Here is a 12,434-nt window from a genome sequence, read left to right on the forward strand (position 1 = left end):
CTATTCGAAGGGCATGCGTCAACGGCTGGGGCTACCGCAATCGAAGCATGGCCAGCCGCGCGTGCTGCTGCTGGACGAGCCGACCACCGGTCTCGATCCGGAATTGCGCCAGACCTTCTACGACATCATCGCGCGGCTCGCGGCCGGCGGCGCGACCGTGCTGTTGTCGTCGCATGCGCTGACCGAGCTCGAGGAGCGCGCCGGCCGGGTCATCATCATGAATCGCGGCATCAAGGTCGCGGACGGATCGATCGACGAGCTGCGTCGTCTCGCCCGGCTGCCCACCAGGATCCGTCTCAAGGTGGCTGGCCTCGCACCGCACGAGATGCCGGGCTGGGCTCCCCAGGACGCGACCTGCCGCCGTCTGAACGGCCACATCGTCGAGATCGACGCCGCACCGGAGCGGAAGATCGAGCTTCTGCATCGCGCGACGGCCGCCGGCAATTCCGTCGAGGACGTCGACGTGGTCCCGCCGACCCTCGACGAGCTCTATGCTCATTTCCTCCGGCAATCGGAGCAGGCGCCATGAACGTCCTGATTATCGCAGCCAAGGAAGTCCATCAGGCCATCCGCAACCGCTGGGTGCTTGCCGCAACGCTCCTGCTCGCCGGGCTTGCCCTGTCCTTGAGCTTTCTCGGCAGCGCGCCAACCGGGAATGTGGGCGTTCGCACGCTGGACGTGGTCATCGTCAGCCTGTCGAGCCTGACGATCTTTCTCGTTCCGCTCATCGCGCTTCTGATCTCCCACGACGCCATCGTCGGCGAGATGGAGCGCGGGACGATGCTGTTGCTGCTGAGCTATCCCGTCGCGCGATGGCAGGTGCTGCTCGGCAAGTTCCTGGGCCACCTCGCCGTCCTCGCCTTTGCGACCTGCCTCGGCTACGGCGCGGCGGTGGGAGCGCTGGCGGCGACAGGGAGCCAGATTGATGGCGACAGTTTCCTGGCGTTCGCGGCGATGGTGGGCTCCTCGGTTCTGCTCGGCGCCGCTTTCGTCGCGATTGGATATCTGGTCAGCGCGCTCGTGCGCGATCGCGGAACGGCCGCCGGCATCTGCATCGGATTATGGCTGCTGCTGGTCCTGATCTACGACATGGCGCTGCTGGGCGTGCTCGCGCTCGACCAGGGACGCAGCATCTCGGCGGCCGCGCTCAACGCCATGCTGCTGGCGAACCCGACCGACGCCTACCGGCTGATCAACCTGACCGGATTCGCCAATGTCAGCACCTTTGCCGGCATGGCCGGCCTTGCCCAAAGCACGTCCCTCACCATACCTATCCTGCTGACCGCCCTGCTCGGCTGGACGCTGCTGCCGCTGGCGCTGGCCGCGCTCGCCTTCTCGCGGAGGGAGCTATGAGGCGCCGAACGATACTCTTGGCCTTGCTGGTGCCGCTCGCGCTCGCGGGCTGCAACGAGAAGCAGGCCGCGAAGATCCCGTCGCCGCATCGGATGACCGCGGAGGACATCGGCCATTACTGCGGCATGAACGTGCTCGAGCACCCCGGACCGAAGGGCCACATCTTCGCCGCCAGCCTCATGGAGCCTGTCTGGTTCTCGTCGGTGCGGGACACAATCGCCTTCACCATGCTGCCGGACGAGCCCAAAGACATTCAGGCGATCTACGTGTCCGACATGGGCAAAGCGCCCGACTGGGGCAAGCCGGGCGCCGACAACTGGATCGAGGCGCGCAAGGCGCTGTTCGTGATCGAGAGCCGGGTCAAGAGCGGCATGGGCGGAGACGAGGCCGTTCCGTTCTCGGACCGGGCGGCAGCAGAGACATTCGCCGGTGCAAACGGGGGCAGGATCGTCGGCTTCGACGAGGTGCCTCGGGACTATGTCTTGAGCTCGGCGAATGTCACCGGCGCCGCGGCGGCCGACGAAGCAACCGAAGTCTCGCCGGGCGACCGGTCGAGGAGGACGCCATGACGCGAACCCTGACGCGCCGACGCTTCATCCATATCAGCGCCGCGGCGGCCGGCCTCGGCGCGCTATCTGCAGGACATCCCGCTCGTGCAGAGGTCGCGCCGGTGACGTGGCGTGGCACGATGCTGGGCGCGCTGGCGACGATGGAGATCCACGACGAAGACCGCAGCCGTGCGGAGCGACTGATATCGCTGGCGTGCGCCGAGGCGCGGCGGCTCGAGCGGCTGTTCAGTCTTTATCTCAACGACTCCGCCCTGGTCGCGCTGAACCGGACGGGTATCCTGATTGATCCCGCCGCCGAAATGGTCGATCTGCTCTCGACCTCGCAGCACTATTCCACGCTGACCGGCGGCCTGTTCGATGTCACGGTGCAACCGCTGTGGGAGCTCTATGCCAGCCACTTCGGGCGAGACGACGCGGATCCGGCCGGTCCGGGGGCAGCCGAGATCCGGGCAGCGACGGCGCGCGTCGGCAGCCGCCGGCTGTCGATCAGCCGCGAGCGGATCGTGATGCCCAAGGGCATGGCCGTCACCCTGAACGGCATCGCGCAAGGCTATGTCACGGACAAGGTGGTCGAGCTGCTGCGGGTGCACGGCATCTCCCGCAGCCTGGTCGACATGGGCGAGGCCCGGGCGATCGGCTCGCGTCCGGACGGACGCCCCTGGGAAATCGGCATCGCCGATCCTGAGATCGTGGGCCAGACGAAAACGGTGCTGCCGATCGTCGACCGCGCAGTGTCGACTTCGGGCGGCTACGGCTTCCAGTTCGATTCCAGGGCGCGCTTCAACCACCTGTTCGATCCCCGATCAGGCGGCTGTGCCCTGCGCTATCGCAGCGTGACGACCGTGGCCCGCAGCGCGACCACCGCGGACGCATTCTCGACGGCGTTCAGCCTGATGCCGGAAGACGAGATTCGATCATTATTGCCGCGTGTCGACATCGACCGCGTGCATCTGATCGATGAGGCCGGCAAATCGGTCGAACTCTCGGCATAGTCTGCCTATTTCGCGCGTTAACGCAGCGGCAGCAGATCCAGTTGGCTCTGCGCCTTCTTGACGGCGGCCGCGAACCAGCTTTGGCGCGGCGCTTCCCTGGCGAAGCATTTTGTGTAGGCGTCCATTGCCTGGTCTTCCCGGGCCATGTCGCCGCGCGGGTCCTTCTTGTTGATGGGCTTCGCCATCATTTGCTTCCACACGCGCTCGCAGGCCGGGATTTCGGCCGTCTTCACGGCGTCGCTCGTGGCGATAAAGAACACCTTGTCGCCCTTTGTCGCGACGACGTCGATTTCATCCGGCGCTCCCTTGAGCCCACCATTGCCGCGCACGCCGAGCACGGCGACCGCGGCACTCGCGGAGGGGGGCTTTGAGATAGGCAGCTCCGCATATTTGGCGAAGGCGGCGTCCTGGATCGCATGATAGTAGAAGCGGTCGGACTTGAACGCTGCGCCGCTTTCCTGCGGCATGCCGTCCTCGCGATGCTCGCGCAGCCAGTGCGTGAGAAGCGTGCTCGTGGTCACCACGGCTTGCGTCTTGTAGCCTTCCGAAGCGAAACTGAGCCCGTCGAGATGGCCGAAGCCGATGTCACTCCGAAAGAGCGTATCGACGTTCGACTTGCCGTCGGCTGGAAGCCCCTTGATCGTGACCGGTCCCACCAGGCCGCGCAGCACGCCTGCCAGCTCCTTCAGCGCGGCCTCATGCTGCTTGTAGATCTCGTCGCTCTCCTTGGCTTTCGAGAATTTCTCGATGTAGCGATCGCGCAGGTCGAGATAGTGCTGCTGGGGCGTGGCTGCATGGACGGGCGTCGCCAGGACGAGCAGGCTGAGCAAGGCAAGCGATTTCATTCGATGTCCGCGGGCTGGGAAGCCGTTTCCAGTCTTTGGTGCATGTGTAGAGCGGGAAGGTTCATCGGCCTGCACAGGTTTGCGCCGCTTGGCTGTTGGAGCCGTGCTCCCTCTAGCGGAAAATTGCCCTCAAACGAAGTCCGCGATGCGGGCGTCGAGCGCGAACATGCTCTGATAAATCTCCGGCTCGCTCGCGTGGTCCATGACGTCAGGTGCAATCTCCCCGGCCTTTTGAAGAGCGGCTTGCAAAGACGTCACGTCCAGCGCCTCGATCAGCAAAAGCCCTGCGAAAAATCCCTCGTTCTTCCGCATGCCCTTCTCCGCTGTCGGCACCGAGGTCCGCGCCTGATCGGTCGCGCCGATCTGTACGGCGGCGACCCCGTCGCAGGCGACGAGCGCCTGAGCCATTCCTTGCGGATCTCCAGGCAGCTTCTCGATCCGCAGGGCCATGATCGTTGCCCCCTCGCCCCTCCCCGCACGCGCGACCATAACGCCCCCGCCCCGCATGAAACTGCCGAGTTTCGGCATGATGCGCTGCGACCACGGCGTCGGCGCGTTGAGGCGCGCCAGATAGGCTTCGCCATCGAGAACCTCGGGCGCTTCCAGCTCGTACAGGATGAAGAAGCGGTTGATGTCGGCTCTTGCGGCGCGAAAGACACGGACGGCCAGGAACCCCCTGGTCGTCACGCGCTCGGTGGTGTGCTCGCGCGTCAGCCAGTGCCGGTAATCAGTCAGATCGTGCGCCGCGACGTCGCTCCAGATGGCGAGAAATCCAGCTCCGCGCATTCCGCTCTCCCCTGCTCAGGTCTTGCCGGCGGCCGCGAGTCCGTGAAGCGCGGCCGGGATCGTATCGGGCAATTGGCCGATCCGCTGGACAGCCGCCAGCATCGCGGCGAGATAGCCGTATGGGCCCAGACCGCAAATGACCGCCGTGCAGGCGCTCGAGGTGACCGAGTGGCGGTGAAGCTCGTCGCGCGTATGGATGTTCGAGATATGGACCTCGATCTTCGGTCCCTCGAAGATCTTCAGCGCATCGATCAGCGCGATCGAGGTAAAGGAATAGGCCGCGGGGTTTATGATGATCGCATCCGCCTTGCCATGAGCGGATTGGACGAGGTTGACGAGCTCGCCTTCCATGTTGGACTGGTGGAACGATATCGAGACACCAAGCTGATCGGCCAAGGCCTGACAGCTGGCCTCGATCTCCTGCAGCGTCGTCGAGCCGTAGATGTGGGGCTCCCGGATGCCGAGGAAGTTGAGATTGGGTCCATTGAGGATCATGATCCGTGCGGTCATTTTCGTTCCTCGTGTCCTTTGCAAATGCGCGACTAACCACCAAACCACTTCGCCGGGATCGTCACCAGTCCGGGGAATAGCACCATCGCGAACAGGACGATCAATTGCGCGATCATGAAGGGCCAGACACCCTTGATGATGTCCTCCATGCTGATCTTGGAGACGCCGCAGACGACGTTGAGCACGATGCCGACCGGCGGCGTGATCAGGCCGATGGAATTGTTGATGATGAAGAGCACGCCGAAATAGACAGGGTCGATGTGCGCGGCCTTGATGATCGGCATCAGGATCGGCGTCAGGATCAGGATGGTCGGCGTCATGTCGAGCGCCGTGCCCACGACCACCACCACGACCATGATCGCGAGCATCAGGATCGTGTTGTTGCCCATGAAAGGCTTGAGGAGATCGACGACTTGCGCGGAGATTTCGGACACCGTGATCAGCCAGGACGACACCAGCGCCGCGGCCACGAGGAACATGACGACGCTGGTCGTCACCGCCGACGACACCAGAACCGCATAAACCTGCGACCATTTCAGCTCGCGGTAGACGCAGGTCGCGACGAACAGCGAATAGACCGCGACCACGACGCCGGCTTCGGTCGGCGTGAAGATGCCGAAGCGCAAGCCGACGATGATGATCCCGGGGAGCATTAGCGCCCAGAAGCCGTCGATGATGGCGTGCAGGATCTCACGCAGCGAGGCCCGCGGCGGCGGCGTCAGGTCTTCCTTGCGCACGACCCAATACCAGGCGGCGCAAAGGCCCAACCCGAGCAGCAGGCCAGGGACGATGCCGGCGAGAAACAGCTTTGAGATCGACACGTTGGCGGCGACGCCGAAGATCACGAAGCCGATGCTGGGCGGGATGACCGGGCCGATCACGCCGCCGGCAGCCACGAGACCTGCCGCATAGGTCTTCTTGTGCCCCGCGGCCACCATCATCGGCACCAGCAACGCCGCGAGCGCGGCAGCGTCAGCCGCAGCAGATCCCGAAAGCGACGAGAGGATACAGGCCGCCAGGATGGTCACGTAGCCGAGGCCGCCCCTGAAGTGCCCGACCGCAACGAGGGCGACATTGACGATGCGCTTGGCCAGCCCTCCCTTGTTCATGATCTCGCCGGCTAGCATGAAGAAGGGAATCGCCATCAGCGGAAAGCTGTCCGCGCCGTTGATGACGTTCTGCGCCACGATCTGGGCGTCGAACATGTCGATCGTGCTCATCAGCGCGACGCCGCAGATGAGGAGCGCAAAGGCGATCGGCATGCCCAGCGCCATGGCGCCGAGCAGCGAGAAGGTGAACACGGCGATCGTCATGGCATGATCCGGGTGGCGCGAAGCGGATGCGCAGGCGCGATGGCGGCGGACGGCATCACTGCTCCTCCGATTCCCTGACGGCCACCATGTCCTCCTCGCTCGCCTGCCCGCTGATCACCCGGTACAGGTCGTAGAGAAGGATGATTGCAGTCGAGACGCCGAAGATCACGCCGACCGCATAGAAGATGCCCATCGAAAGTCCCGTGGCCGGCGCCCGATCGTCGATGTTGATAATGGTCTGGCGCCAGCTGCCCGAGAGCAGCAGCCAATCGGCAAACAGCATCAGGCAATAATTGATGACGAAGCAGATGCGCTTGCCGTAAGCCGGCAGCATCCGGACCAGGCTATCGACGCCGAGATGCGCGTGTTCGCGCATCGCGACGATTGCGCCGAGGAAGGTCAACCAGACCAGCAGCCACCGCGACAGTTCCTCGGAGATCGTGATGCCGGAGTTGAAGCCGTAGCGCAGAACGACGTTGCCGAACACCAGCACCACCATGACTGCAAGACACGCGGCAATGACGGCCTTCAGGAACGTGCAATAGAGGTCGAGAGCTCGCGCCATGCGTGACGTCCGGGCAAATCAAGGGCTGGAGCCGGCCAATCGCCGGCTCCGGCGCCTGCGTGACGAGGAAGGCGGCTACTTCACGTCCTTGCGGATGCGCTCGACCTCTTCGTTGAAGAGCTTCACCGTCTCGGCACGAAGGTTGGCCGAGATCTTTTCGACGACGGGTTGAACCGCCTTCCGCATGCGGTCGGTCTCTTCGGGAGCGATCGCATTGTACTGCATGCCCTTGGCCTGCAGCTCCGCCAAAGCTTTTTCGGTCTGAAGGCGCGTCTGCTCCTTCTGGTAACCGCGGCTTTCTTCATAAGCCTCGCGCATCAGGCGCTGCTCGGTCGGGGACAGCTTGTCCCAGAATGCCTTGCTCACCAGAATGATGTTCAGGGTGAAGGTGTGATTTGTGGCGGAAACGTACTTCTGCACTTCGTAGAATTTGTTCGAGAGAATGACCGTGTAGGGATTCTCCTGGCCGTCGACGGTGCGGGTCTCCAGCGCCGAATACAGCTCACCGAACGCCATCGGGACCGGGTTGGCCTTAAAGGCGCTGAAGCTTTCGAGATAAACCGGATTCGGAATGACGCGAAGCTTGAGCCCGCTGAAGTCCTCGAGCTTGGTGATCGGGCGGGTGCTGTTGGTGACGTTGCGGAAGCCCAGACCCCAATAACCGAGGCCCGTCAGCCCCTTCGCCGGCAGCGTGTCGAGCATCGCCTTGCCGAATTTGCCGGTGCCAAGTGCGTCGGCCTGCTCGGTCGAATTGAACAGGAACGGAAAATCGATGAGGCCGAACTCGGGAATGACGGTCGCGAGCGAGGTCGTCGAGGCCGACAGCATCTCCTGGGTGCCGCCGCGCAGCGCGGATTGCTGCTGGAGCTCGTTGCCGAGCTGCGAGGCCGCGAACTCGCGGACCTTCATCTTGCCTCCGCTCTTGGAGAGCAGGATCTCGGCAAACTTCTGCACGCCCATGCTCACGGGGTGATCGGTATTGTTCAGGTGGCCCCACCTGATCGTGCGCTCCTGGATATCCTCGGCAGACGCGCCGACCGTCAGCGCCACGCAGATCGCCGTCGCAGACAGCGCCCGTACCAACAAGCTCATCGCTTCCTCCCCTATGCGAGCGAGCACGAACCGCGGCTTAGGCCGTCTTTCGCGCCCTCTGGTCATTTAGAGAACATACATGAATCTACATGTCAAATGATGATCATGGTTTCATATGATATTTTGCTAGACGTCAGGCATCTTCGGTCTGCTATATTGCTGTCAATATTGATGTTCGGCCTTCCGCACGGAGCGGCGGCGGTGGACAAGCGGGATCGGGAAAGCATGACGGCAGTCGAGGAACGGCCCCTGTCGGCGGGCGACAGCGGCTATCAGCGCATTCGGTCCGACATCATTTTCGGGGTGCTGACACCATCCGGGCGTCTCAGGCTCGACGCCATGAAGGAAGATTACGGCGTCAGCATCAGTACGCTGCGTGAGATCCTCAATCGTCTGACCTCGGAAGGTTTTGTGGTTGCCGAAGGCCAACGTGGATTCGAGGTGGCGCCCATCTCAATCCAGAATCTGCGGGAGCTCGCCGAGCTGCGCATCCTGCTGGAGCACCATGCGATGGCTGAATCGTTCCGCGCCGGCGACGTCGAGTGGGAGGGCCGCGTGGTTTCCGCCCACCACAAGCTGGCGGCCACCGAACGCACCGTCCTCGCCGAGGGCGACGATCCAGAACTCCGCAAGCGCTATGACGGCGAATTTCACCAGGCGCTGATCTCTGCTTGCGGCTCGCGCGAGTTGATGCATACCCATTCGGTCGTGTTCGACAAATACTTCCGCTATGCGCTGCTCTATCGCGGCGCCGAGACGATCAACCAGCACAAGGCCTTGCTGGACTGCGCCCTGAAGCGGGACATCAAGACGGCCAGGGCCGTCCTCACCGACCATATCAATGGCTGCGTCGCGCATGCGCTGTCCTCCTGGAAGAGCAGCTGACTGCCCTTTCCCGCCAGGGAAAATCAAGTTGTCGACGGCTGGAATAGGATTCCTGGATGACCCCGGCTACGATTCCCGCGCATCGGGTTGAGACCGCGGTCGCCAGCGCGGATATTCTGGGCGAAACGCCCTTGTGGTGCGACCGCTCGCGCAAGCTGTGGTGGATCGACATCGACGGCCGGCTTCATCAATCCTTCGATCCGGCGACGGGCGCCCATCACGTCGCCTCCCATGATGGCCAATTCCTCGGCAGCCAGGCCCTGACGGCGGATGGCTCGCACCTGCTCGCGCAGGATCTGCGCCTCTCTCGTCGCGTTTCCGACCAAGCTCCTCCCGCCGAGTTCTGCGAGGTCGAACGCGGCCTGGACAACCGCCTCAACGACGGCCGCGTGGACGCCCGTGGCCGCCTGTGGATCGGCACCATGGACAATCAGTTGCATCGTCCGAACGGCTCGCTGTATCGCGTGACGGGCGACGGTCAGGTGGCCCGCATCTTCGGCGATGTCATCGTCACGAACGGAATTGCGTTCTCGCCTGACAATCGCACGTTCTATTTCACGGACACGCGGCGATACTGCACCTGGATGTTCGACTTCGATGTCGATGACGGCGTGATCCGAAACAGGCGCCTGTTTGCAGACTATAGCGCTTCTCAGGAAAGACCTGACGGCGCGTGCGTCGATGCTGCCGGCGGGCTATGGACGGCTTTCTTTTCCGGCGGCCGGGTCGTGCGGTACCGGCCGGACGGGCGGATCGATACGATTATCCCGATGCCTGTGACCAATCCGACCTGCCTGTGCTTCGGAGGCAGCGATCTCAAGACGCTGTATGTCACGACGGCCAGAAAGTTCCTGGATCAGCGCCAGTTGAGCATCGAGCCTCAGGCCGGGCACGTTCTTGCCATTCACGGCGTCGCGCAGGGCCTGCCGGAACATCGCTTCGTCTAGCCCTACTCCGCCGGCGTCAGTTGCCGCTCATGCAAGCGCATTGCCGCGGTCCCGCGCACGCGGACCCGGGCGCGGCGCTTGCGCCACCAGATCACGACGCCAGTGACCGAGAGCGCGGCCACCACGAGGCCCATGATCGAGATCAGGATGCGGCCGAACAGGCCGACGATCCGTCCCGAATGCAGCGGAAACTGCGCCTGGACGAAGATGTCGGCGGCGGTGCCGACCCAGGGCAGCCGTTCGCCGATCGGGCGGCCATCCTCGCTGTCGTAATAGAGTTGCGCCGGGCCGACGCCGCCGGCGCCGTGATCGTCGCCGGGGTGGAAGAAGGCGGCGGCATAAACGCCATGGGCCGGGCCGTAATTGATCGAGCCGACCGGGATCGTCCACCCTCGCGCCTTGCCGTCGGCCGCCGCACGGATCGCGATGTCGGCGAAGGTGACCTTGGGCTCGATGGGGTTGTCGAGATCGCGATAAGGCCGCTGCTCATAGGGTGTCGGCGTATAATTCGACACCATCTTCATCAGCGGCGAGAACACCTCGAAATAGAGGTTCAGCGAGAACGCGGTGAAGGCGATGACGAACAACAGGCTCCAGGTCCACAGGCTGAAGGCGCGATGGATGTCGAAATTGATCCGGTAGGCGCTACCGGAGGTCTTGATGGTCCAGGCCGGTGCCCAACGCGCCCAGAAGCCGCGCTCGAGCTGGCGCGTGACGGCAGGTGCCCGCGCCGCCTTCGCGCGCCGACGCGAGGGCAGCGTCAGATAGAAGCCGACCAAGCAATCGATGGTCCAGATGATCGCGATCACGCCGAGCACGCGCATGCCCCAGCGATCGCTGCCCCAGAACTCGGGGATGTGCATCGTGTAATGCAGCTTGTAGAGAAACGAGACGAAGTTTTCCCGCGTCACCGGCCACACCGCACCCCAATAGCGCCGGCCCAGCTCCGTACCAGTGTTGGGGTCGAGGAAGATCTGATTGTAGTCGAGCGAGTAACGCTTGCCGGTCGCGGGATCGATCCGCGGCATGACGAAGAACCACAGCGAATGGCCCTCCTCCGGCGTCATGAAGAGGTAGACGACGCGCGCTTGGGGATCGCGCTGCTCGATCATCTTGGCAAGCTCGATCGAGGGGATCGCCGGTCCCTTGCTGGTGACGTCGAACAGATGGCTGTTCAGCACGTCGTCGATCTCGTGATCCCACGAGATGATCGCGCCGGTGATGCCGGAGAAGAACAGGAAGCCGGCCGTGAGCAGTCCCGCCCAGCGATGCAACTTGCCGAATATCGCTCTCATGGCTCGAGTTCCGACTGAGCCTCATGGTTCGCGACGCCCGCTTTGTGCGGGCTCCTCACCACGAGGGACTGCGGTTTGGCCGCGACGAACGAGCTCATCCTGAGGAGCCCGCCGACAGCGGGCGTCTCGAAGCCCCCGGGGAAAACTACCCGCATCTGTCGACGACGCGTGTCGGAACGCGAAGAAAGCTGGAAGTCGATCACGCCTGTCGAGGCCCCACGGCACGGCCGGCTTCGCCGGTATCGTTCTTGATGCCTCGCCCTAACGCAGGCGATTTCGGAGTGCGATAGGAACCGGGTTAGAATTTCTCCAGACGCGTGCGCGGCGCGTGCGACGAATGCGCTCAGTCGTGTCTGTGATTTTGGAATGTTTCCAGACGGACAAGAATTTGCTTGTCCGCTACATTTGGAAAAACCGGCTCAGTGATGCCGCAGCCGGCGGTTGACCCGGCGCGCCAGATAATCGCCGACGCTCTGAACGAGCTGCACCAGCGCGATCAGCACGACGACAACGGCCAGCATCATCTCCGGCATGAAGCGCTGATAGCCGTAGCGGATGCCGAGATCACCCAAGCCCCCGCCGCCGACCGCGCCGACCATTGCGGAATAGCCGAGCAGACTGACCACTGCGAGCGTCAGCGCCAGCAACAGGCCCGGCAGCGCCTCGGGGATCAGCACCTTGAACACGATCTGAAGCGGCGAGGCGCCGAACGAGGACGCGGTCTCGATCAGGCCGCCATCGACCTCGCGGATGGCCGCTTCGACCAGACGCGCGATGAACGGCGCCGACGCAATCGTCAGCGGCACGATCGCCGCACTCGATCCGATCGAGGTGCCGGCAATGAGGCGCGTGAACGGGATGATGGCGACGACCAGGATGATGAACGGCGTGGACCGCGTCGCATTGACGACGATGCCGAGCACGCGATTGACGAGGGGAGCCGCGAACAGCTCGCCTTTCCGGCTGGTTGCGAGGAAGACGCCGAGCGGCAGGCCGAAGGCGGTGCCGAGCAGCGCTGCAATGCCGACCATGTACAGGCTCTCGAAGGTCGCCTGGATGATCAGGTTGATGAGTTCAGGCGACATAGCCGAGACGCTCCGCCGGGAATTGATGTTGAGACAGAAAGGCCAGCGTCCGCGTCACCGCGTCCTCGCCGCTGGACATGTCGAGAGGAATGCCGAGAACGAGCGAGCCCACATGCTGGCCGCCGATCTCGTCGATGCGGGCCGACAGCAGCGCCACGTCGAGGCCGAGTTCGCGGGCGAGCCGCGCGACCAGGGTG

15 protein-coding genes are annotated in these 12,434 nt (G+C 63.8%); 6 read left to right on the top strand and 9 right to left on the bottom strand.

The annotated features are described in order from the left end of the window. The 4 genes from MOV75_RS11335 to MOV75_RS11350 form a co-directional block, all read left to right on the top strand. Window positions 1–529, top strand: a 529-nt coding sequence (locus tag MOV75_RS11335) for an AAA family ATPase (RefSeq protein ID WP_247005688.1), incomplete at its 5' end; no start/stop codon positions are given. Beyond that, a complete protein-coding gene (locus tag MOV75_RS11340; protein ID WP_246920744.1) occupies window positions 526–1,353 on the top strand; it encodes an ABC transporter permease subunit in 828 nt (275 codons plus the stop codon). The genes MOV75_RS11335 and MOV75_RS11340, both read left to right, overlap by 4 nt. Beyond that, window positions 1,350–1,922 carry a nitrous oxide reductase accessory protein NosL gene (locus MOV75_RS11345; protein WP_246920742.1) on the top strand — a complete coding sequence of 191 codons (573 nt, stop codon included), beginning with the start codon at window positions 1,350–1,352 and terminating at the stop codon, window positions 1,920–1,922. The genes MOV75_RS11340 and MOV75_RS11345 overlap by 4 nt, the downstream gene beginning before the upstream one ends. Then, the gene (locus tag MOV75_RS11350; RefSeq protein WP_246920740.1) at window positions 1,919–2,914 is read left to right on the top strand and encodes an FAD:protein FMN transferase; all 996 of its coding nucleotides are present in this window, start codon (window positions 1,919–1,921) and stop codon (window positions 2,912–2,914) included. The genes MOV75_RS11345 and MOV75_RS11350 overlap by 4 nt, the downstream gene beginning before the upstream one ends. A 17-nt stretch (window positions 2,915–2,931) precedes the next feature. Here MOV75_RS11350 and MOV75_RS11355 read toward each other — a convergent pair whose 3' ends face one another. From MOV75_RS11355 to MOV75_RS11380, 6 genes are all read right to left on the bottom strand, one after another. Then, complete coding sequence (locus MOV75_RS11355) at window positions 2,932–3,759, bottom strand: hypothetical protein (protein ID WP_246920738.1); 828 nt, start codon at window positions 3,757–3,759, stop codon at window positions 2,932–2,934. Between the two features lie 129 nt (window positions 3,760–3,888). After that, window positions 3,889–4,545, bottom strand: a complete 657-nt coding sequence (locus MOV75_RS11360) for a hypothetical protein (RefSeq protein WP_246920736.1) — start codon at window positions 4,543–4,545, stop codon at window positions 3,889–3,891. A gap of 15 nt (window positions 4,546–4,560) precedes the next feature. Further along, entirely contained in the window at window positions 4,561–5,055 is a 495-nt protein-coding gene (aroQ, locus tag MOV75_RS11365) for a type II 3-dehydroquinate dehydratase (RefSeq protein WP_246920734.1), read from the bottom strand. A gap of 32 nt (window positions 5,056–5,087) precedes the next feature. After that, window positions 5,088–6,368: a TRAP transporter large permease subunit gene (locus MOV75_RS11370; protein WP_246920731.1), complete on the bottom strand. Its 1,281-nt coding sequence runs from the start codon at window positions 6,366–6,368 to the stop codon at window positions 5,088–5,090. 55 nt (window positions 6,369–6,423) lie between these two features. Next, on the bottom strand, window positions 6,424–6,933 hold the full coding sequence (locus MOV75_RS11375) for a TRAP transporter small permease (RefSeq protein ID WP_246920728.1): 510 nt from the start codon (window positions 6,931–6,933) through the stop codon (window positions 6,424–6,426). A gap of 75 nt (window positions 6,934–7,008) precedes the next feature. Next, on the bottom strand, window positions 7,009–8,025 hold the full coding sequence (locus tag MOV75_RS11380; RefSeq protein ID WP_246920725.1) for a TRAP transporter substrate-binding protein: 1,017 nt from the start codon (window positions 8,023–8,025) through the stop codon (window positions 7,009–7,011). A 225-nt stretch (window positions 8,026–8,250) separates the two neighbouring features. Between MOV75_RS11380 and MOV75_RS11385 the strand changes: the two genes are divergently transcribed. Continuing rightward, window positions 8,251–8,910 (top strand): GntR family transcriptional regulator, encoded by a 660-nt coding sequence (locus tag MOV75_RS11385; protein WP_246920762.1) that lies wholly within the window; start codon window positions 8,251–8,253, stop codon window positions 8,908–8,910. Window positions 8,911–8,966: 56 nt separating this feature from the next. Next, a complete protein-coding gene (locus MOV75_RS11390) occupies window positions 8,967–9,857 on the top strand; it encodes an SMP-30/gluconolactonase/LRE family protein (RefSeq protein WP_246920722.1) in 891 nt (296 codons plus the stop codon). A gap of 2 nt (window positions 9,858–9,859) precedes the next feature. Here MOV75_RS11390 and fsrB read toward each other — a convergent pair whose 3' ends face one another. The 3 genes from fsrB to MOV75_RS11405 form a co-directional block, all read right to left on the bottom strand. Further along, window positions 9,860–11,152 carry a siderophore utilization protein FsrB gene (gene fsrB, locus MOV75_RS11395; RefSeq protein ID WP_246920720.1) on the bottom strand — a complete coding sequence of 431 codons (1,293 nt, stop codon included), beginning with the start codon at window positions 11,150–11,152 and terminating at the stop codon, window positions 9,860–9,862. Between the two features lie 419 nt (window positions 11,153–11,571). Beyond that, the gene (locus MOV75_RS11400; protein WP_246920708.1) at window positions 11,572–12,237 is read right to left on the bottom strand and encodes a methionine ABC transporter permease; all 666 of its coding nucleotides are present in this window, start codon (window positions 12,235–12,237) and stop codon (window positions 11,572–11,574) included. After that, window positions 12,227–12,434 (bottom strand): NIL domain-containing protein (locus tag MOV75_RS11405; protein WP_309486933.1); only part of this gene is annotated, 208 nt, incomplete at its 5' end. The genes MOV75_RS11405 and MOV75_RS11400, both read right to left, overlap by 11 nt.

The organism is Bradyrhizobium sp. PRIMUS42 (assembly GCF_023006515.1).
GTDB lineage: Bacteria > Pseudomonadota > Alphaproteobacteria > Rhizobiales > Xanthobacteraceae > Bradyrhizobium.

Excerpts from the sequence above, each read along its gene's own strand:
- fsrB (WP_246920720.1), bottom strand. The coding sequence starts at position 11,152 with ATGAGAGCGATATTCGGCAAGTTGCATCGCTGGGCGGGACTGCTCACG.
- MOV75_RS11380 (WP_246920725.1), bottom strand. The coding sequence starts at position 8,025 with ATGAGCTTGTTGGTACGGGCGCTGTCTGCGACGGCGATCTGCGTGGCG.
- MOV75_RS11390 (WP_246920722.1), top strand. The coding sequence starts at position 8,967 with ATGACCCCGGCTACGATTCCCGCGCATCGGGTTGAGACCGCGGTCGCC.
- MOV75_RS11400 (WP_246920708.1), bottom strand. The coding sequence starts at position 12,237 with ATGTCGCCTGAACTCATCAACCTGATCATCCAGGCGACCTTCGAGAGC.
- MOV75_RS11375 (WP_246920728.1), bottom strand. The coding sequence starts at position 6,933 with ATGGCGCGAGCTCTCGACCTCTATTGCACGTTCCTGAAGGCCGTCATT.
- MOV75_RS11360 (WP_246920736.1), bottom strand. The coding sequence starts at position 4,545 with ATGCGCGGAGCTGGATTTCTCGCCATCTGGAGCGACGTCGCGGCGCAC.
- MOV75_RS11340 (WP_246920744.1), top strand. The coding sequence starts at position 526 with ATGAACGTCCTGATTATCGCAGCCAAGGAAGTCCATCAGGCCATCCGC.
- MOV75_RS11355 (WP_246920738.1), bottom strand. The coding sequence starts at position 3,759 with ATGAAATCGCTTGCCTTGCTCAGCCTGCTCGTCCTGGCGACGCCCGTC.
- MOV75_RS11345 (WP_246920742.1), top strand. The coding sequence starts at position 1,350 with ATGAGGCGCCGAACGATACTCTTGGCCTTGCTGGTGCCGCTCGCGCTC.
- MOV75_RS11385 (WP_246920762.1), top strand. The coding sequence starts at position 8,251 with ATGACGGCAGTCGAGGAACGGCCCCTGTCGGCGGGCGACAGCGGCTAT.
- MOV75_RS11350 (WP_246920740.1), top strand. The coding sequence starts at position 1,919 with ATGACGCGAACCCTGACGCGCCGACGCTTCATCCATATCAGCGCCGCG.
- aroQ (WP_246920734.1), bottom strand. The coding sequence starts at position 5,055 with ATGACCGCACGGATCATGATCCTCAATGGACCCAATCTCAACTTCCTC.
- MOV75_RS11370 (WP_246920731.1), bottom strand. The coding sequence starts at position 6,368 with ATGACGATCGCCGTGTTCACCTTCTCGCTGCTCGGCGCCATGGCGCTG.